The organism is Staphylococcus sp. GDY8P196P (genome assembly GCF_017891705.1).
GTDB lineage: Bacteria > Bacillota > Bacilli > Staphylococcales > Staphylococcaceae > Staphylococcus > Staphylococcus ureilyticus.
In genome coordinates this window covers 355,884-376,116 of sequence record NZ_JAESJS010000003.1, presented here as the reverse complement: position 1 = coordinate 376,116, position 20,233 = coordinate 355,884, and the positions used below count along the sequence as shown (strand labels likewise).

Sequence of the window (20,233 nt, the reverse complement as noted above, 5' to 3'; positions counted from 1 at the left end):
CCTAGACTTCTTTAAAATTTGGACAATCGACAGGATGATCTATACATGACTTTAAAGTCTCGTCCACCTTCATCAATGTTACTGAGAAGCCACCCATTTCCATTGATGTAATAAAATTACCAATATACGATTTGTACGTCTTTATATTATTTTCATTTAATATTGCATCAACTTCTTTATTGATAATATATAATTCCATTTGTGAGGTTGCACCCAACCCATTTACTAACACAACCACTTCATCATCTGATTGATAAAGACCTTCTTTCAAAATGTTTTTCATAATAACTTGGACGGTTTCTTTTGCTGTGCGAATCGTTGTTTTTTCAATGCCTGGTTCACCATGATGTCCTAATCCAATTTCCATCTCATTATCTTCAAGATCAAAACTTGGTTTTCCTGTTTGCGGTAAATAACAAGGACTTAACCCAATGCCCATCGAACGTGTATAATCATTTGCCAGTTGTGCAATACGACGTACTTCCTTCAAATCATAGCCAAAATCAGCAGCAGCACCTGCAGCTTTATAAACCAGTAATTCACCTGCTATGCCACGTCTCTCTTCAATTTCCTTCGCTGAAGCAACATCATCATTTCCTATTACTACTGCTGTTTCAATATCATCTTCGACTTCTGTCATTTCGCTGGCCATTTCAAAATTCATTAAATCTCCTGCATAATTTCCATAAATATATAACACACCATTGCCGTCATGAATTTCTCTAGTTACAGCTTGTATAGGAATTGGTGAGGGTGAAGCGAAAATATTACCTACTGCCACACCATCAGCCATACCTTGACCAACATATCCGATAAAAGCTGGCTCATGTCCTGATCCTCCACCAATTAAAACACTCACTTTACGATTAGGGTGTCGTTTTTTTCCAATTAATGCTCTTGGATGCAAGTTTGAACGTCTAATATATTTAGGATAAGCAATTAAATATCCGGCCATTAATTCTTCTATAACGTCATCAGGATGATTAATCATCTTTTTCATTTAAAGTCTCTCCTTTTAACTATCTATGTTATCTATCACTTTGCTGTTTTAAGGTACAAGCACAATTTTCAATGACTTATCTCCTTTTTTCATCAATTCAAAGCCTTCTTCAAAATCTTGCAGTGGCAATTGATGTGTTACTACGCCTTCAGTTGGATAATCACCATTTTGTATACCATTTATCACAAGCGGATAACAGTAAGGTCCTAAATGACTACCCATTAAATCTAGTTCTTTACGATCAGAAATGATGCTCCAATCAACAGTTACTGGATCCCCAAATACAGAAAATTCGACAAATCTTCCTAGTTTTCTAATTGCACTCAAACCCTGTTCAACAGATTTAGGATGTCCTGTCGCTTCAATGTAAGTATCACAACCATAGCCCTCAGTCATATCCTTAATTTCTTTTACTATGTCAACTTTTGCTGGATTCATTACAATGTCTGCACCAAACTGTTTCGCTAATTCTAAACGATCATCTTTCATATCTAGTACAACCAAAGTTTCAGCGCCAGATTTTTTAGCAGCTCCTATCATGCCAAGCCCCAGTGTTCCAGCACCAGATAATACAACGAAATCTCCTAATTTGATGTTTGCACGTTGCACTGCATGTAAACTACAAGCATATGGTTCAATTAGAATTGCTTTTTCTATAGGTAGATCTTCAGGAACTTTATAATTTATTGCTTCTTTAGTGAATTTCATGTATTCAGCCATACCGCCATTGACATTATTTTGGAAACCGTATAAATCGTGTTTTTCACACATCCAATACTCTCCACGTTTACAAAATCTACATTCCCAACAAGGTACAATCTGTTCAGAAATGACACGATCACCTATTTCAAAATCAGTCACATCTTCGCCTTTCTCAACAATACGTGCAATAAATTCGTGGCCCGGTATCATCGGTGCTTTAATATAAGAAGGTTGCGTTTCATCACCCCAAAAACTTGGTGCTCCGCCATACGCTTTAATATCTCCTGCACAAATACCACATGCTTCAACTTTCACTATAATTTCTTTTGAATTCTCAATTGTTGGCGTCTCTACTGTTTCATATTTATAATCCCCTGGCGCATATGCTACAACTGCATTCATTTTGTCTGGATAATTTTTATTTGTCATTTTCAACAACCCCTTCTCTTATTAGAAAACGCTTTCATTTATAACTATAATTCTAATATATATTTTCATTTCTTTCAAATATTTTTTCATTTATTTTCGTTTTGCTTTTGTTTTGTTATTTTTATAAAAAATTGTGTTAAACTAAATTATGAACATAAGGAGGTTGCGAATCATATGAAAATGTATGCAGATGAACGACGAGAGCACATATATACTTATATAAAGTCACATAAAAGAGCTACTGTAAAACAACTTTCAGATTACTTAAGCGTGACAGAAGCAACAGTTCGGAGCGATTTAAGGCTTTTAGAAAGTGAAAATAAGATTACACGTACACATGGCGGAGCAAAAGTAAATGATACGATGACTTCTAAATTAAACTTTTCTTACCGCTTAACACAAAAGCATCGTGAAAAACATAAAATAAGTGAGCATGCATTAAATAAAATCGAACCGCAACAATGCATACTCATCGACGCAAGTTCAACTACATATGAGCTTGCAAAATTAATATCTGAGACAACAATGGAACTTACGATTATTACAAATGGATTGGAAAATGCAGTACTCTTAAAAGAAAATCCTAACTTAACAGTGCTCGTAGTTGGAGGGTTTGTATCACAAGATTCAAATGCAATTACTGGAAACATTGATTCACAAATTTTAGAAATGTATCATATTGATTATTTCTTTTTATCTGCAAACGGTTTCACCTTAGAAAATGGTTTGACTGATTTTTCATTACCTGAAGTTCAACTCAAAAAGCAGATGGTTCAAGAAAGTGAAAAAGTAATTGCTCTGATAGACCACAGTAAATTTGATATTTCATCTACTTTATCATTTGCTAAAATCACTGATATTACTGAAGTTATTACTGATGAACCCCCCCAAAAAAAATGGCTACAAAACATGCCATTTAAGTTAACTGTTGTTTAATTTTAAAATTAACAATTTAAAAAGCTGTATCAATTAGAATAATTTAATACCTAATTGATACAGCTTTTTTTACTTAAAATAATTATCCAATCTTTTTATATACCACCTGACCATCCAACAGTAGTGAAGATATACAACACAATTGAACCTACGATGACCCAAATTAAAAACAATGGTGCCATAAATTTAAACCATGAACTAAAATTAGCTTTCGCAATAGCAATCGCACCTACTGTCGCACCCAATGTTGGCGTAATTAAATTACCTAATCCACCGCCAAAAGATAGTGAAGTTAACAGTATTTGGTCATTCACACCAAGTGTATGCGTAACTGGTTGTAATATTGGAACCATGACACTCATTAAACCTGAACCAGATGGTACTAAAAAATTAAATACTGTTGCTACTAAAAATATTAATATTGAAACGACACCGGCTGAAGAACCATCAAGTTGTGTCGTTAATCCGTTGACAATCGTACTTAAAATCTTACCTTTTTCTAGAATGACGCTGATTGTGTTTGCCATGATAATAGCAAAAGCAACCACTAGCATTGGTTTAGCTCCTGCTAGAAATCCATCCACCATTTCACTAGGCCGTTTACTTTTTATTAAGTAAGCAAGCACAAAACTAATACCAAAAACAGTAATGAATACACCATTTCCATATTTCTCAGTCCAACTTAACATGCCGTTACCTATTGCTAATACTATAGGTGTAAAAATCACTAATCCTACTACAACCAAATCTCTCCAATTAATTGTTCTATCTTTCAAATCAATTTCTGTATTTGTTGTTTGCACATTATTTTGTTGCCAAGATGTAGTATTCATCAAACTTTTATTTGGTGATTTAATAACCCTTCTCGCATACCAGATAACATATAATAAAGTGACCAATAAAAACACCGTATACATAATTGCTCTTCCACCATATCCTGAATATAAAGTGACTTCCGGATAAACGATTTGACCAATTTTAGCCATACCTGAAGGAGAAACTGAAAATGCCATATACAAAGGTAGGAAGGTCATGCCAAGGGCAATAATTGGATCTAATTTTAACCTATTCGCTAAAATGACACCGAGCGTAACAAAAACAATCATCTGATCGCCACCTACAAAAAAACCTATAAACGCCATTAAAGAAAATAATCCTATAATGAGTGGTAAAGCACCTGCGTGTTCAAATCTATATATCATATAATTAGTTAACTTTGTCACTGAGTCCAATTGCAACATACCTCCAATTGCCCCACCAACAAATAGCAATAAAGTTACAGTTTGAGCTGATTGTATACCCCCATTTAATATTAAGGTAATTGCATAAAACGGATTAACTGGATTTTGTGAAATAGCATGATAAGTTCCTTGTACAATTTCACCACTTTTTGTCGTGTCAAATTCACCAGCTGGAATGACATATGTCAGTAAACATGCAAACATCATCATCATCAACATCATTAATAACACGTGTGGCAATTGAAATTTTCTTTTTTCTTTTATTTTTAATTGGTCTTGTTCAACATCTGTTTGCGAATGATGTGAAGTTGCACTATATTCAGACATTCTATTTCACTCCTTAAAAATCATTTAAATTAGATATGCTCTACTTTTGTGTTTCGATATCGATTTTCTTTAAACGGAATACCAAGATGATCACGTAATGTACTACCTTCATAAGATTTCGAATAATAACCTTTTGTTTCTAATATAGGTAACACTTCTCTTAAAAATTCATCATATATTTCACCATAGACATGTGGTCCAAAGATAAAGCCATCTGCTGCACCTTGTTCAAACCATTCAATTATTAATGCTGCTACTTCTTCATAAGTGCCTGTAAATGGTGAACGTCTTACAGTTTCTTCTAGAGCAACTTCTCTTAACGTTAAATTTTGTGATTTCGCACGTTCAGCAATTGCATCAGTAGTTGCACGAAAACTATTTTTCCCTACGTCACCTAACTCTGGAAATGGTGCATCTAATTCGTATTGAGTAAAGTCATGGTGATCATAATATCTTCCCAAGTAGTCTAAAGCCTCTTCAATTGTTGCTAATGATTTAAGTTCATTTAATCGTCGCTCTACTTCGGCTTTATCTTTTCCAATGACTGGTGCTAGCATTGGATAGACTTTAACATGGTCGGGATTACGCTCAAATGCTTGGGCTTGTTTTTTAATACTGTCATAATTACTTTTAGCAATTTCAAGTGACTCACCAAGTGTAAAAACGGCATCAGCATATTTAGCTGCATATGCCTGTCCTTTAGGAGAAGCTCCTGCTTGGAATATAACAGGTTGTCCTTGTTCTGACCGACTTGCATTCAAAGGACCTTTAACTTGGAAATATTGACCTTTGTAATCTAAAGTATGCATTTTACTTTTATCAACATATTCACCATTTTCAACATCGAACGTAAACGCGTCATCTTCGTACGAATCCCATAATCCTTGTACAACTTGGATATGTTCTTCAGCAATATCATATCGAACATCATGTTCTGGATGATCTCCTTTACTATAATTGTCAGCACTCCCAGCTAAAGGCGAAGTTACCACATTCCAGCCTGCACGACCTTTACTAATGTTATCAATGGTTGAAAGTTGTCTGGCCACTGTGAACGGTTCACTATATGAAGTTGAAATCGTACCAACTAATCCAATTTGCTGCGTTATAGGAGCAAGAGCTGCTAAAAATGTTAAAGGTTCATGTCTATCTAAAAAATGTGGTATCGATTTTTCATTGATATATAATCCATCTGCTACAAAAACGAAACTGAAGCCAGCTTTTTCTGCTTTGCGAGCAATTTCAAGTTGAAATTCAAAATTTGTACTTGCATCACTTGGAACCTCACTTGATTTCCAAGCATGCATATGACTACCAGGACCGTTCAACATAATTCCAAAATCTATTTTTTTATTTGTCATTTTACCCCTGCTTTCAAAGTCGATTTTTTATATACACGCGCTAATTGCTCTACTGTTTTTAATCGTAATGAATGATTTTGAACGGGCATATGAAACATAAATTCATCAACTTCATCATCTATATTTAATTCATGAATCTGTTGTTTTATGGACTCAGCTGTACCATTAAATACCTCTATTTGTTGTGCTTCAATTTCAAATGTCCTTGAACTTTGCTTTTTAAAATCATCAATTTGGTGTTCACTTGATACCGTTAATTTTTGACCGTCATCAAAGTGTAAAACATAGTTTGTACGCCCTTCTTCAATTAATGCGTACTCCGCTTCGCTATTCGATACAACAGCTGCCAAGGCAACAATGATTCTCCCCTCAGGATAAAATGCTTTGTATGTACGAATGGCTTTTTGTAAAAGTTCATTATCAGAATTCAAAAAATATGCATAAATAAATGCTACTTTTTCTTCTGCTGCAAAACGCGCTGATCGTTCACTGCCACCTAAAAGAAAAACATGCGGCTTTTCAACCTCTTTATTACGAATCGTTGTTTTTAAATTTGAATATGGATTTTCTTTAGGAAAGTTTCCATTATTAAATTGATTTAATAGATGAAATTTATCATTGAATGATGTAGGTGAACTTTTGATATCTTCTTGTAATGCTTGTGTCGCTAGAGGAAAACCACCAGGTGCTTTACCTATACCTAAATCTACTCTTCCCGGAGCGATTTGGCTCATAAAATGAAACTGCTCAATCACTTTAAATGGACTATAATGCTGTAGCATAACCCCACCAGAACCAATGTTTATTCTACTTGTTTGGTTTAATAGATGTGTAACTAATATTTCAGGACTCGTACCAACGACTTCTTGTATATTATGATGCTCTGCAACAAAATATCTTGTATAATTCAGGTTTTCTGCTAATTGAGCGAGTTCAACTGTTCTCTTTATCCCGTCGCTAACTGCTTCATTATGATCTATCGGACTTTGATCAAGTATACTAATAGATGTCATAAACAATCCCCCAATCGATTTCTGAAAATTATATTAGTTTCAATCTTATGCTCACGGTAACATTTTGTCAAGTATCCTTATCGTTTTACTAAGGATTAAGAGAGGGATTGCTTTTGCCGTCTCGAGTATTCCATTTTTTACATACCATTTATCATTTTAATTGAAAATTGTTAACCAAGTACACTTTTCTCATAAAAAAAGAGCAGAGTAACATCACCCTTTAATAAAGTGATGTTATTCCGCTCTAATTTAAAAGACTAAGCATAAAATTTATTTCTGTTATGGCTTGCCTCATTATATGATATTAAATTTTGCATACATTGTGGTAAAAATTACTTTTTAATATGACCAACCCAAAGTATGTTCCACTTCATCATCCTCATGTTCAATATTATCTATATCAATCATAGATTCTGAAATGTTTCTAGAATGGTAACCAATACGCTCTAAGATAGCTATCATATCTAGATATAGCAAACCACCTTCTAAAGAACATTCTCCAGAACTTAAGCGCTTGATATGTTTCTTCCTAAGATCATGTTCTAATGTATACGAATCGTTACTCAAACGAACGATTTCATCTTTTTTAACTCTGTCATATACGTTAAACATATCAATTGTTTTTTCAAGTGACGCATCGACATGGTCATATAGTCTTTCAATACTTTGTTCTGCTTTTGCAGATATTTGAATTGATTCTGTTTCTTTTTTCTTTAAATCCAATAAATAAGCTTCTGTTAAACTTGCTACTTTAATAAACGTTCGATTAACATCGAATAACACAGACATTCTTTCTGCATCTTGTTTGGATATCTTCTTCTCAGAGATTTTTGTTAAATATTGTCTTACATTGTCATACATACTTTCCACAGCTGCATGCTTCTGAATTATATCTTTTTCTGTTTTATCATCATAGTTCTTAGCATATCTAAACATATCGAAAGTCATATGACCTATATTTTGAATTTCATCTTGAGCTTCTTGTAACGCGATGTTAGGAGCTCTGTTGATTAAATTTTTATCTAACATTCTTGGTTTATATTTTTCATTCAAGTCTTCGCCTGGTACTAACTTCGTCACAATCCATGCTAGGATGAAAATAAATGGCAATTGAATAATTGTGTTTGTTACATTGAACGTACCATGTGCAAATGCAATAACCATTTCAGGTTTTAAATTCATAATCCCTTGCATCCATTCAATAACTAATTGATAGAGAGGCATGATTATTAAGAAAATGATAGCGCCAATTACATTGAAGAGTACATGTACAGCTGCCACACGTTTTGCCGCCAACGAGCCTGCTAAACTGGCAAGTACTGCCGTGATTGTCGTACCAATATTATCGCCTAAAAGTACAGGAAGTGCACCGTGTAAACTAATTAAATCATTGGCAAAGAATCCTTGTAAAATACCAATTGTGGCACTTGAACTTTGGATAATTACTGTTAATAATGTACCTGCTACCACACCATATAATGGATTCGAAGACATATCTAACATAATTTGTTTAAAAGAGTCTAAATTTGCTAATGGTTTAACTGCACCACTCATAAGTTCTAAACCATAGAACAATGCACCAAAACCAAATAAAATCATACCCACATTTTTCACTTTACGTTTTTGAATAAAGAAAATTAGAAATGCACCAATTGCTAAAATTGGCAGCGAATACTCACCGATATCAATGCCTATAATAAATGCAGTAACTGTAGTACCAATATTCGCTCCCATAACTACTCCAATTGCCTGACGCATTGTCATAAAGCCTGCACTAACAAGACCTATAGTAATTACTGTTGTGCCCGAACTACTTTGAATTAATATCGTTACAATCATACCAGCCAAGACACCCATTAAAGGGTTACTTGTAAAAGTATTTAAAATGCTTCTTAATCTATCACCAGCTGCGGCTTGTAAACCGTCTCCCATTTGTTTAATACCATATAGAAAAATACCTAATCCACCAATAAAGGTAAAAATAATCTCCATTACAGAAGAATCCATCGTTACACCTCTTTAAAATATTTGTAAACTATGTGAAGTATAACTAATTTTTGTTAAGCTAATGTTAATTTATCATTAAAATTACATCGTATTTTCTCAACATTTCTGTAATCTTATTTCACCAATACATGCAAACCTTTCCAAATTCGTTAACCATGCAGATTTTACAATATGATACTTATAATATCCTTAAATTAATTCTTTTTATAAGTATTACAATTAAAATTGAAAGATACTTGTCAACCGCTCTAATCTTCGCTAATATAATTAAGAATTTAATGAAGGGAAGATTTGTATTGTGATTACTGCTTATAAACATACTCAAACACAAGAAATAATAACATCAACTTTAGACCATGATGCTTCATGGATCAATGTCGTTGACCCAAATTGGGAAGAAATAGAGCATTTAATAGATTTATACCATTTACCAGAAGATTTTATTAGAGACCCTCTAGATACTGAGGAAAGTTCTCGTGTTGAATACGATGAAGAAACAGGCTATTCCCTCATAATCCTTGATTTGCCAGTTGTTAATGATACAAATCTTAATGTGCTCTCGTTTATAACAATTCCTCTAGGTATTATTATTGGTAATAAAAAAATATTTACTGTATGTAATGTGGAGAACGAATTTCTAGAAAAATTTAGCCATCAAAATTTAAATTTACATTTTCATAGCCGATTCGCGCTCAATATATTATTAACGATCGCGAATCATTATAATAGAAACCTTAGATTATTAAATAAAACGAGATTACGTATAGAACGTGATTTAAAAAATAATGTTACAAACAAACAACTATATAATTTAATGGAAGTTGAAAAGAGTTTAGTTTATTTCTTAGCAGCATTAAAAGGTAATGAAACGATAGTAAAGAAACTTTTCAGATTACCTGCAATTAAACGATTTGAAGAAGATGAAGATTTGTTGGAAGATTTAGTCATAGAAAATAATCAAGCTTTAGAGACTACAAGATTATACACGGATATATTAGAAAGTATTACAACTTCATATGCATCACTACTTTCAAATGAAATGAATAATACGATGAAAACATTGACTTTATTTACTGTCTTTTTAACATTACCAACTTTAGTATTTAGCTTTTTCGGCATGAATGTTCCATTACCTATTGATGAACATAGCTATGTCTCTTGGGTTATCGTGATCGCTATTTCACTAATTATCGTTTCATGTGTAGGTGCATTTCTATGGCGAAAGCAAAAGTTTTGATATAGAGCAAACACACATTTAAAAATAACTAGATATAAAGCTTATGCTCAATATGAAAGATTCTATCATGTGTTATTGTACTGAATCTTGAAATTTGTACTTTGGTTTTCTGTAATATTCTAAAAGCTTGTTTCCTCAAAAATTTAGGAGACATGCCTTTTAAATTTATTTCACTTTTTTTATTAAAATTTATATATTGAGAATAGCTTGTCACATCAGGTTAATTTTCAAAAATAAAAACGTCAATTTCTATATGATTAGAATTGACGTTTTTAAATATTATAATCCAAACTATTTTTTGCTGATGGTAAAAATGAATATTAGCTGACTTTAATTTGATACTGGCCTTAACCTAAAGGCATAATATCTTCTTTAGTAATATCATCGTAATAATATTTTATTTTATAGATAAAATAATCTTTCAATCTATTCATGTTTTCCAATGTGCTTGAAGCTTGTTCCAAATGAATTAACCACGACCTTGCTGGACACTCAGTATCATAAAATTCTTTATGGATTCTTACTGTTTCTCTATTAACAGGCAATTGATATTTCTTTAAAATTGCAGCTGCTAGCCAAAAGCTAACCTCTTCTACCTTCATAAATGCACTATCTGTTAATATACCATTGATTTTAGACTGACATCTCTCGATACCAATATAATGCGTATTGGCAAATGTATTTCCGCAGTGCCATTCAGTATATTGTGTTGGATGAAACCAGTAACATGTGTCTTGGTCGATGTAGACGCTCGCCCATCCTTTTTCTAATTCGTTTTTTTCAATGCGCTTATTTAACCATGTAATGTAATTTTTGGCAGAATAATTTTCGGCATCATCGTGTAGAACGACACCTAAAATATCTTTTTTTCGTTCAGTGATTTTCTCTTCTATTTCATAATAATTTGAGTATATATGCTCCATTATTTCCCTTCTTTAATATTTAAATTTTTGCAGCATTAGTTCGTTTAATTGATTTATTTTAAAGTTAATGATGTGCACAATTTAATTTTATCGATTGAATTAGCGCTTGAAATAAGAAAATAGTTATATTTAATATATTAATATTCACAACTATTTATTATATAATGTAATTTAGTCAATATAACAATATGTTATCAGGAGTTGCTAGATAGAATGGAACATGCCACATTATGTATCCACGATTTTTTAACTACAGACACGCAACGTTGTATCAACCAAGTCATACTGTTATTTTCATTAAATAGTAAATTGAATATCAATATTAATGGTAAACAAACTTCGGTTGAAAACAATATCGCTATCATCAATCATAGTGATTTATTTTGTATAACTCACGCAGAACAACTTGTTGAACTAAAAATACCAATACAACAAATCATCCCGCTTAATCAATTATTTTTTAATTGTTATTATGATGCAAAAGCATTGCATGCTCAAGAATACTTGAAGTATTTAATACTAAACATGATTGAAAAATTAAATACTATGAATTCAATGGAATTACCTCAATTAACTGAGCTTATTTCTACCTTAGAGCAAGAAACTAAAAAATCAACTGATTATGTTTATATACCGACAATCCATTCTGAAAATGAACTTTTAAATAAAATATCAGATTATATTCAAAAGCACATTACACAACATATCATGTCCAAAGAAATTTCTTCAATTTTTTATATTTCTAGTTCATATATATCGATTTTATTTAAAAAATATTTAGGTATTAGCTTTAAACATTATGTAGTAAGTTTAAAAATTGCGCTTTCTCTTAATGAACTTATTAATAGTAACAAAACCATTTATCTTATTTCTGAAAATATGGGTTTCAATCATTATGCTAACTATACTCATCAATTCAAATATCATCTCAAGTTAACACCGCTTGCTTACAGAAAAAAGCTTAATATATTGCACAATAATCCTATTACGTTATTAACTACTGATATTAGCGGATATTCACACTATTTCAAAGCCTACTTAGATGACCATAATCAATCACTTGATAACGAAATTATCAATTTAGACCACTTAAAGTATAATGATTTGGCAAAACAACCTACCATCTTTATTCATATTGATAATCTAATGGATATAATTCAAACAAATTTAAATCAAAAACTTAATTTTAGTGACCTTACAAACTGCTATTTACTTATAAATAATGTGAGCAATCTAGCATCAGCTTCACTCAATTTAAATGGGATTGTCAATTTTATCGATGCTATTTTTTCTAACTGTATAGGCGTAGTTATTAGAATTAAATCCATGGAAGAATATAAAAAAATAGAACAAGTGATTTCCCAATTTTTAATATTCAAACCTAAATATCATGCTAATGGTAATATGTATAACTTTATGATTCTATTTGATTCAGAATACTTAAAGTTAAATGATATAAACAGATTGTACATTAAAGTCAGAAGTTTAAATATTAATATCAAATTAGCAATCAATATAGAAGGCGTGTTAACCCAAACTCAAAGCCTTAAACACACTTTCACACTCTTACATAGATTTAATTTTGACTTTAATTTTATTGATGTAGAACGTAGCGAATTACGTGTAATGTTATTAAAGCATAGCCATCAATTCGATAATGTATCAAGTTATAGTGATTATTATAATAAATTCGTCACACTTTCTAAGCTACAACCTAATAAATGTGTGTACTCAAAACTTACTAAAAATCACTTCACTCAATATAATCAAAAAGCGCCTTTAGGAATATCAGAAATTATGCAACATACAATACAATTGATTAAAAATGGTTCTGCTGTTGGCTATGAACTAATGAATAAATGTATATATGACGTTGCATTAATGAATCATCACGGCATATATGAACCCATTGTATATATAATGCAATTCTTAAAGCCATTTTATGGAAAAGCGATATTAATACAACCTAATTATTTAGTTGCAAAAGATAAACAATGTACACATTTACTATTATTTAATGCCAATACGCACACAACTTTAAACAAGCGAAAGTTTATATTAAAACAACAAACAATTATTTCAAAATTAATTTTATTTATACGTACGTTAAATAGAGAACATGGTTTTATAGATTATGCTTTACCTCCTATATTTAATGATATTTTCATTGAACAATCACTGTTAAAAAATATAGAACGTTCAAATATGCCGAAATCAGAATTACGACACACTACCTATCCACACACACCTATTGAGTTTGATATTGGTCGAGATGAGGTGAAATACATTCGCTTATCACCTACAAATAAATAATAGTGCAGCATAGACATGAAACTTTAAAAATAAGTACATATTAGCACAATTTAATTTAAAAGTTTTGTCATCGCTTATACTTCAATTGCATTATGCTAAAATATCAGATATAACTGAAGTAAAGATATATAAAGGAGAATCTAATTTTGAAAAATAAAATGTTTGCAATTATTATCAGTGCAGTAATGGTGATTGTAGCTATTGTCTTAGTTATTATGATGGTTTCTGGTGGTCAAAAAGAGACATACTTCGGCTACATGAAAAATAGTACAACTGCTGATAAAGTAGTGAGTGAAAAAGACCATGAAGTAGAGGAAAATGTAAAAATACCTTCTAAATCAGGATTTAATCCTAAAAAAGGTGATTTTGTAAAACTTATTAAATCTGAGGACGAAGACACTTATAGTAAAATGGAAGTCGTTGATCACGATGACATTCCGCATGGTCTAATGATGAAAATTCACGATATGGACATGAAAGGCATGTAAATAAGTAAAACCGCGTCACAAATCAGCCCCATAAGCATTTCTTAGAAGTGCTTATGGGGCTGTTTGTGCCTTAAATAACATTAATTTTGTTTAACCCATCACTTGTTTTCAAAAACATCCTACTGTTGTTGTTTTATAATTAACATAATATAACCGTAATTAACAAAAAAGCACTGAATAGATTTATTTTCTATTCAGTGCAAAATGTCAGAATTTTAATTTAGTTTATATCGATTTTAGATAGGCTTGACCCTTCTCTTTGTCATAAGCATTTTCCCATTTTGCAATAACAATGGTAGATAATGCGTTACCTAATACATTTACACAAGTTCGTACCATATCTAATAGTCTATCGACACCGATAATCAATGCCAGTCCTTCAGCTGGTAATCCCATTGTTGTCAATGTTGTAATAAGTACTACAATTGATACTCCTGGTACGCCCGCCATACCTTTTGAAGCAACCATCAAAGTAACCATTAACATGATTTGTTGGCCGATGGACATATCGATGCCATACATCTGAGCAACAAATAAGGCTGCTATTGATTGATATAATGCAGATCCATCAAGGTTAAATGTATATCCAATTGGTACTACAAATGAAGTAATATCTTTTGGAGAACCAAAGTTTTCCATTTTTTTCATTATTATTGGTAACACAGATTCAGAACTTGATGTTGAAAATGCTAATACTAGTTCATTTTTTAGTATTTTAATAATAGAGAAAATACTAATACCGCATAATCTAGCTACGATACTAAGTACAACAATAATAAAGAACATCATTGCACCGATAACCACTAATAGTAATTTTAATAATGGTATTAATGCTGAAGCACCAAAAGTCATAATTGTCGTACAAATAAATGCGAATACGCCAATAGGTGCTAATTTCAATATTTTATTAATCATCCAAAACACAGCTTCTAATGAACCACTTAAAACCGCTTTTACAGGTTCTGCTTTTTTACCAATTGCTGATAATGCAACACCAAAAAACACTGCAAAGAAAATGATTGGTAGTAATTCACCTGAAGTCAATGCCTCGAAAAGATTTTGAGGCACAATGTTTACAATTGTATCGATAAAGTGATTTCCATATGTAGATGATTCGGCAGCTTTTGCCGAGGATTCATATGTTGAAATATCACCTTTGGGTAATTTATCTGGATCTAAACCTTTCCCTGGTTTAAATATATTCGCAAAAAGTATACCTAGTCCTATAGCTATTGTTGTTATAATTTCAAAATATAAAATTGTTTTAAAACCGTAACGTCCCACTGTTTTAGATTCACCTACATTGGATATAGATAATACTAGTGAACAAAAAACAACTGGAATTACAATCATTTTTATTAAATTCAAGAAGACATCGCCAAAAGGCTTAATGTAATTTGCAATTTCATCGTGCCCATAAAGTAATAGGCCTACGATAACACCTAATACCAAAGCGATAATAACTTGCATTGGTAAACTGATTCTTCTTATAATTGCCATGATGTTTCTCCCCTTTTTCTGACATTGCTTAATTATATCAAAATAATTTTTATATAGATATAAATTTTTTCGGCAAAAAGAGTTGATATTACACTTAATTTTTATTTTTACTCATTTTATATATATATAAGTAACATAATTATTTTGACAAATATACAAAATTGGCGTTAAAGACTATGATATCACGCTATGATCGCTTACTAAAAGTTAGATATAATGATATAATCACAAATAAAACCACTACTCTTTTAGTCTATTTTTTATTTGAGTAACATAAGAAATCGGTATGATTTTTATATACATTTCACTTGAAATAGTGCTCAAAATGCTTATGTATTTTAATTTTTACTAAAGTAATCTATACGATAAAAGCATTTAATAAAAAATGGCTGATGCCATAAATAAATACGGTACCAGCCAACTTTATCTTGTTTTGCTTTAATCTATAAAATAATAACATCATTAAAATTAACTTTTAATCTTTAGGTTGATATTTTTCTTTAAAAGCATTATGTTTTGCGCCTTTGACATTTTTCTTAGTTTCTGGATCAAAACCTTGCACCAATATACCTTTATATGTACTAATCGGTTGAACGACATAAGTATGATCTGAATCATCTTTAAATTTAATTTCTTTATAATACAAACCTTTTTTAGCACTATATAATGTTTTCTCTGTTTGGATTTTATCAGTTAGATGAGTTTCATCTAAATAGTTATCAACTAACTCTAAATTTTTGTGACCTTGATAAGTTCTTAAACCAAAGAAAAAAATTACAGCCAAAATTAACGAAATAATTAATAGTCCTAGTATTTTCAAAAACGTCTTCATTATTTATCTCCTTTTAAGTAAAAACAATTATTATACATACTCCATTGTTAATCCTCATACTCTTAAATTCCTAGACTACTTATTAAAATTCATAATATTAATATTATGAACGATAACAAATAAATTATAAAGTATTATTACCTTTTGTAACAAAATGTTCTTAATTTTTCGCTTATGTATAACTGTATATATTATAAAATATACATATATTCTTTATTACTTTTTGAATAATCCGTTCAAGACAATTTCACCTAACTTTAATATGAATGAAATTAATAAAATAACTCAAATAACACTTTCACAACAGTATAAAAATATTATGAATAAAGACACAACTGTTCCTTGACAATGTACGTAGTTCATAATAAGGTTAAATTTCAAAAGGGGTGATTAAATGGAGGACAAATTAAGTTACTTAGAAGAACAACTGTGCTTTCTATTTTATGTTTCATCAAAAGAAATAATAAAAAAATATACTTCATATTTAAAAGAGTATGATTTAACATATACTGGTTATATTGTTATGCTCGCAATTAAAAAAAATGAAAAAATCAACATCAAAACACTTGGACAACGCGTTTATCTTGATTCAGGTACACTAACACCATTACTAAAAAAATTAGAAAAAAAAGGGTTTGTTAGTAGAACACGTGAGATTGATGATGAACGTAATTTACAAATTGCACTTACCGAACATGGTGCAAAAGTTCAAGATTCATTATCCGGTGTCTCTAGAAAAGTTTTTGGTGAATTTGATATGGATATCGATGAAGCCGTTCACTTAAAAGAGACACTACAAAATTTTGTGAATAAACATTTCACTAAAGAAATTTAATATATTAAGAGGCAAAGAAACGTTTAAAGTGTGTAGTTTATTTATGCTATTTTAAACTTAAACTTGCCTCTTTTTTATTTTTTCTAATTATACTTATGTTAACAATCATTGATACGCCATTTTTGATATGATCTTACATTTAGAATAATCAACGCTCATAGTTTGACTTTGACTTTCTTTGACTAATATATTATAATATAAATATAAGGTTAAAGGAGAGGTGAAAAATGATGCAAAACATTCAAAATCTTTCTACAGATAATCTAGAAAATTTATTAACCGAGCATCATGATTTTAACGTAGATGTATATGAATCAAGTGATGCATATCAAGTCATGGCTGAACTGCCAGGTTACAGTAAAGAAGATATAGATATTCAATTTGATGAAAAGACTTTAACAATCAGTGTTACAAATACTTCTACAACAACTCAAAACCAAGATAATTACTTGATTAAAGAGCGCAATTTTAATAATCAAAGTAGACAATTTATATTTAAAAATGTAGATGAACCTAATATTAAAGCAATGCTAAACGATGGTATATTAAATGTTACGTTACCTATTAACCATACAAAAAAACAAATTAATATTGATTAAATCGTAACAAAATAAATTTATTATATAAGGAGAGATGCTTTATGGCATTCAATATGAAACCATTCGATAATTCATTTTTCGATGCAAATCCTAGTGATTTATTCAGAGACTTTGGACGTCAATTTTTCGATCAATTTCCAGGAAGTAATAGCATTAAAACAGATGTCAAAGAACTTGAAGATGCTTACGTAGTAGAAGCAGAATTACCAGGTATGAAAAAAGAAAATATTAATCTTCAATTTGAAAATAATGTTTTAACAATAGAAGGTAAACAATCATTTGAAAATAATAAAGAAGATGAAAATGGACGCATGATTCATCAAGAACGCAGCTTTAGTGATGTAAAACGTCAATATCAATTTGATAATGTTGATGAAAATGGCATTAAAGCTGCTTACGAAAATGGCATGCTAAATGTGACGCTACCTAAAAAAGAGAAAAAAGAGTCTTCTTATAATATTCAAATTGATTAAACATTAAAAGCAACACTTCCTAAAAGTGAAGTGTTGCTTTTTTTATTAAATTTATAGTTTTAGTTTACATTTTTAACCATTCTCGACATTGTTGTTAATGCTATAATTCCAAAAATCGCTAGTAATAAAAACGCCAAATGACTGGAACCTGTAACTATTGTGACATAAGAAATAACAATCGGTGGGAAGAATCCCCCCAAACCGCCCATCATAGAAACAATACCATTTGCAGTACCTGCCTCTTTACTAAAATATAAAAATAGGGAATTCCCTTAACTAAAACCTAAAGGAATCCCCTACTACATATCATCACTTAAAATGGCGGTTGTCCTAATACTTCTTCATCAAAACGATCTGGAATTAATACTTTTCTCATAATAACGCCTAAATCACCATCGTCATTTTCATGTTCCGCATAAACTTCATAACCTCTTCTTTTGTATATATCTAATAGCCATGGATGTTTGCGTGCAGATGTACCCAATGTCACTGCTGGTACCTTAAGCGTATCTCTAAGGAAGGTTTCTTCAACGTATTTTAATAACTTTCCGCCCAATCCTTGACCATCATACGTAGGTTTTGTAGCAAACCACCATACAAACGGATAAATAGAAATACGTCGTTTTGCCTCCCAAGGATAACGTACAGTTATCGTTGAAATAATTTCCGTGTTATTTTCCAAGACAAAAGTCGTACCCGTTTGTAAATTTTTTTCGACCATTTCAACACTAGCGTTGACAGATGGCCAATCAATACCTAATTCTCTTAATGGTGTAAATGCTTCATGCATTAATTTTTGCAATGCTTCAGCATCATCTATTTCAGCAATTCTAATATTATAGTCAGACATTTTGTCACTCCTTAGCGTTTCTCTTAAAGCTTCATTTTATTAAATCTCAAACATTAATTTACAGTAATACAATATGGTTTCTTGATAAATGAGTCAATTTTTTTGTTTTATAGATAAAAAATAAAAGACAATACGATTTCATTAAAGAAACCGCATTGTCTTTCTACTTTATCTTAAAATCAACTGCGCAAACTATCGCGTTTACCGTTTAAATAAGCATAAACCAGCCCAACAAATATACCTCCACCAATATAATTACCTATAAAAGCAAAGACTATATTTTTTAAAACGTGTAGCCATGCGACAGCGTCAAAATTATAAAAAACCGTACCAGCATATAAACCTGCATTAAATACTACGTGTTCATAACCCATAAATACAAAGACAATAACACCACAGGCTATGAAGAAAGCTTTAGATAAACCATCTTTAAATTGAATTGATACGTAAATTCCAATATTTATGAAGAAATTACAGAAAATGGCTTTTACTAAAATGGCATACCATGTCGTATCTATGGTCTTTCCATCTACAAGCGTTGTTAAACTTGTCACCATTTCCGTTGTCATTATAGGCGTAAACTTCATTAGCCCAAATAATACAAAACCTCCAATAATATTAAAAAAGAAGCATACTAACATGATGAGTAAAGCCTTGTTCATACCGATAAGTTTATAATACCATCCAACTGTTAAATACATAAAATTACTCGTTAATAATTCTGAATGTGTTAGTACGATTAATACTAAGGCTAAACTGAATGAAATAGCGCCTATTAAGTTAATGAGTCCTTCATTTGCACCATCAAATTGTGTTTTTATTGCAAGCATGAAAACTGTTACAATGGCTAACAAAAATCCAGACATAATCGATTTTAATGCATAACGTCCAGGTGTTTGGTCAAACATTACATCCTTCATTTGAACTTGATTATTAATGTTCTTAATTGTTTCGCCTGACATATATGTATCTTTGATGGCTTTATTATTATCTATCAACATCGACACCCTTCCCCTTTAAAATATTTAGATTTCAAACTTACAGATTCATTGTATTATTTTTTATTCAAATTTAATAGACGTACTTCTATTTTACATAAAAAAACACCTCCGTATAAATTCTTATTAATGTGAATTCAACGAAAGTGTCTTTATTTCACTCCAAATA

General features: G+C 31.0%; 18 protein-coding genes and 1 pseudogene. 7 read left to right on the top strand and 12 right to left on the bottom strand.

The annotated features are described in order from the left end of the window. Nucleotide 1: 1 nt before the first annotated feature. Complete coding sequence (locus tag KA814_RS01770; protein ID WP_064209327.1) at nt 2-1,000, bottom strand: dihydroxyacetone kinase subunit DhaK; 999 nt, start codon at nt 998-1,000, stop codon at nt 2-4. Between the two features lie 48 nt (nt 1,001-1,048). Beyond that, on the bottom strand, nt 1,049-2,131 hold the full coding sequence (locus tag KA814_RS01765) for an MDR/zinc-dependent alcohol dehydrogenase-like family protein (RefSeq protein WP_064209326.1): 1,083 nt from the start codon (nt 2,129-2,131) through the stop codon (nt 1,049-1,051). Nucleotides 2,132-2,305: 174 nt separating this feature from the next. Between KA814_RS01765 and KA814_RS01760 the strand changes: the two genes are divergently transcribed. Then, entirely contained in the window at nt 2,306-3,067 is a 762-nt protein-coding gene (locus KA814_RS01760) for a DeoR/GlpR family DNA-binding transcription regulator (RefSeq protein WP_019468844.1), read from the top strand. A 95-nt stretch (nt 3,068-3,162) separates the two neighbouring features. Here the strand turns inward: KA814_RS01760 and KA814_RS01755 are convergent, their stop codons facing one another. The 4 genes from KA814_RS01755 to KA814_RS01740 all read right to left on the bottom strand — a co-directional run bounded on the left by KA814_RS01755 (nt 3,163) and on the right by KA814_RS01740 (nt 9,016). Further along, nucleotides 3,163-4,635: a Na+/H+ antiporter NhaC family protein gene (locus KA814_RS01755; RefSeq protein WP_040030123.1), complete on the bottom strand. Its 1,473-nt coding sequence runs from the start codon at nt 4,633-4,635 to the stop codon at nt 3,163-3,165. A gap of 29 nt (nt 4,636-4,664) precedes the next feature. Next, a complete protein-coding gene (locus KA814_RS01750) occupies nt 4,665-5,996 on the bottom strand; it encodes an LLM class flavin-dependent oxidoreductase (RefSeq protein WP_064209325.1) in 1,332 nt (443 codons plus the stop codon). Next, complete coding sequence (locus KA814_RS01745; protein ID WP_064209324.1) at nt 5,993-7,009, bottom strand: MsnO8 family LLM class oxidoreductase; 1,017 nt, start codon at nt 7,007-7,009, stop codon at nt 5,993-5,995. The genes KA814_RS01750 and KA814_RS01745 overlap by 4 nt, the downstream gene beginning before the upstream one ends. 339 nt (nt 7,010-7,348) lie before the next feature. Then, nucleotides 7,349-9,016, bottom strand: coding sequence for a Na/Pi cotransporter family protein (locus KA814_RS01740; RefSeq protein ID WP_046207587.1), 1,668 nt, complete (start codon nt 9,014-9,016; stop codon nt 7,349-7,351). Nucleotides 9,017-9,314: 298 nt separating this feature from the next. Between KA814_RS01740 and KA814_RS01735 the strand changes: the two genes are divergently transcribed. Continuing rightward, the gene (locus tag KA814_RS01735) at nt 9,315-10,253 is read left to right on the top strand and encodes a magnesium transporter CorA family protein (protein WP_046207586.1); all 939 of its coding nucleotides are present in this window, start codon (nt 9,315-9,317) and stop codon (nt 10,251-10,253) included. Nucleotides 10,254-10,600: 347 nt separating this feature from the next. On the opposite strand, the gene KA814_RS01730 is transcribed toward KA814_RS01735, so the two are convergent. Next, nucleotides 10,601-11,176, bottom strand: coding sequence for a peptidoglycan recognition protein family protein (locus tag KA814_RS01730; RefSeq protein ID WP_064209323.1), 576 nt, complete (start codon nt 11,174-11,176; stop codon nt 10,601-10,603). 213 nt (nt 11,177-11,389) lie between these two features. Between KA814_RS01730 and rsp the strand changes: the two genes are divergently transcribed. Both rsp and KA814_RS01720 read left to right on the top strand, forming a co-directional pair. Continuing rightward, a complete protein-coding gene (gene rsp, locus KA814_RS01725; RefSeq protein WP_210122650.1) occupies nt 11,390-13,489 on the top strand; it encodes an AraC family transcriptional regulator Rsp in 2,100 nt (699 codons plus the stop codon). A gap of 146 nt (nt 13,490-13,635) precedes the next feature. Continuing rightward, nucleotides 13,636-13,977, top strand: a complete 342-nt coding sequence (locus tag KA814_RS01720) for a DUF4889 domain-containing protein (protein WP_019468837.1) — start codon at nt 13,636-13,638, stop codon at nt 13,975-13,977. 225 nt (nt 13,978-14,202) lie between these two features. On the opposite strand, the gene KA814_RS01715 is transcribed toward KA814_RS01720, so the two are convergent. Continuing rightward, a complete protein-coding gene (locus KA814_RS01715; protein ID WP_210122649.1) occupies nt 14,203-15,477 on the bottom strand; it encodes a cation:dicarboxylate symporter family transporter in 1,275 nt (424 codons plus the stop codon). Nucleotides 15,478-15,952: 475 nt separating this feature from the next. Then, nucleotides 15,953-16,309, bottom strand: coding sequence for a DUF3139 domain-containing protein (locus KA814_RS01710; protein ID WP_019468835.1), 357 nt, complete (start codon nt 16,307-16,309; stop codon nt 15,953-15,955). A gap of 394 nt (nt 16,310-16,703) precedes the next feature. On the opposite strand from KA814_RS01710, the gene KA814_RS01705 reads away from it, so the two are divergent. From KA814_RS01705 to KA814_RS01695, 3 genes are all read left to right on the top strand, one after another. Continuing rightward, nucleotides 16,704-17,144 carry a MarR family winged helix-turn-helix transcriptional regulator gene (locus tag KA814_RS01705; protein ID WP_046207582.1) on the top strand — a complete coding sequence of 147 codons (441 nt, stop codon included), beginning with the start codon at nt 16,704-16,706 and terminating at the stop codon, nt 17,142-17,144. 227 nt (nt 17,145-17,371) lie between these two features. Continuing rightward, nucleotides 17,372-17,743, top strand: a complete 372-nt coding sequence (locus tag KA814_RS01700) for an Hsp20 family protein (RefSeq protein WP_064209320.1) — start codon at nt 17,372-17,374, stop codon at nt 17,741-17,743. Nucleotides 17,744-17,784: 41 nt separating this feature from the next. Next, entirely contained in the window at nt 17,785-18,216 is a 432-nt protein-coding gene (locus tag KA814_RS01695; protein ID WP_019468832.1) for an Hsp20/alpha crystallin family protein, read from the top strand. A gap of 59 nt (nt 18,217-18,275) precedes the next feature. Here the strand turns inward: KA814_RS01695 and KA814_RS01690 are convergent. The 3 genes and pseudogenes from KA814_RS01690 to KA814_RS01680 form a co-directional block, all read right to left on the bottom strand. After that, nucleotides 18,276-18,470 (bottom strand): annotated as a pseudogene (locus KA814_RS01690) (MFS transporter); the annotation flags it as partial. A gap of 59 nt (nt 18,471-18,529) precedes the next feature. Continuing rightward, nucleotides 18,530-19,066, bottom strand: coding sequence for a GNAT family N-acetyltransferase (locus KA814_RS01685; RefSeq protein ID WP_064209319.1), 537 nt, complete (start codon nt 19,064-19,066; stop codon nt 18,530-18,532). Between the two features lie 179 nt (nt 19,067-19,245). After that, nucleotides 19,246-20,064 carry a formate/nitrite transporter family protein gene (locus KA814_RS01680; RefSeq protein ID WP_064209405.1) on the bottom strand — a complete coding sequence of 273 codons (819 nt, stop codon included), beginning with the start codon at nt 20,062-20,064 and terminating at the stop codon, nt 19,246-19,248. Nucleotides 20,065-20,233 lie beyond the last annotated feature (169 nt).

Bases quoted from the DNA above. Each gene is read 5' to 3' on its own strand.
- KA814_RS01770 (WP_064209327.1), bottom strand. From the start codon at position 1,000: ATGAAAAAGATGATTAATCATCCTGATGACGTTATAGAAGAATTAATG.
- KA814_RS01765 (WP_064209326.1), bottom strand. From the start codon at position 2,131: ATGACAAATAAAAATTATCCAGACAAAATGAATGCAGTTGTAGCATAT.
- KA814_RS01760 (WP_019468844.1), top strand. From the start codon at position 2,306: ATGAAAATGTATGCAGATGAACGACGAGAGCACATATATACTTATATA.
- KA814_RS01755 (WP_040030123.1), bottom strand. From the start codon at position 4,635: ATGTCTGAATATAGTGCAACTTCACATCATTCGCAAACAGATGTTGAA.
- KA814_RS01750 (WP_064209325.1), bottom strand. From the start codon at position 5,996: ATGACAAATAAAAAAATAGATTTTGGAATTATGTTGAACGGTCCTGGT.
- KA814_RS01745 (WP_064209324.1), bottom strand. From the start codon at position 7,009: ATGACATCTATTAGTATACTTGATCAAAGTCCGATAGATCATAATGAA.
- KA814_RS01740 (WP_046207587.1), bottom strand. From the start codon at position 9,016: ATGGATTCTTCTGTAATGGAGATTATTTTTACCTTTATTGGTGGATTA.
- KA814_RS01730 (WP_064209323.1), bottom strand. From the start codon at position 11,176: ATGGAGCATATATACTCAAATTATTATGAAATAGAAGAGAAAATCACT.
- rsp (WP_210122650.1), top strand. From the start codon at position 11,390: ATGGAACATGCCACATTATGTATCCACGATTTTTTAACTACAGACACG.
- KA814_RS01715 (WP_210122649.1), bottom strand. From the start codon at position 15,477: ATGGCAATTATAAGAAGAATCAGTTTACCAATGCAAGTTATTATCGCT.
- KA814_RS01710 (WP_019468835.1), bottom strand. From the start codon at position 16,309: ATGAAGACGTTTTTGAAAATACTAGGACTATTAATTATTTCGTTAATT.
- KA814_RS01705 (WP_046207582.1), top strand. From the start codon at position 16,704: ATGGAGGACAAATTAAGTTACTTAGAAGAACAACTGTGCTTTCTATTT.
- KA814_RS01700 (WP_064209320.1), top strand. From the start codon at position 17,372: ATGATGCAAAACATTCAAAATCTTTCTACAGATAATCTAGAAAATTTA.
- KA814_RS01695 (WP_019468832.1), top strand. From the start codon at position 17,785: ATGGCATTCAATATGAAACCATTCGATAATTCATTTTTCGATGCAAAT.
- KA814_RS01685 (WP_064209319.1), bottom strand. From the start codon at position 19,066: ATGTCTGACTATAATATTAGAATTGCTGAAATAGATGATGCTGAAGCA.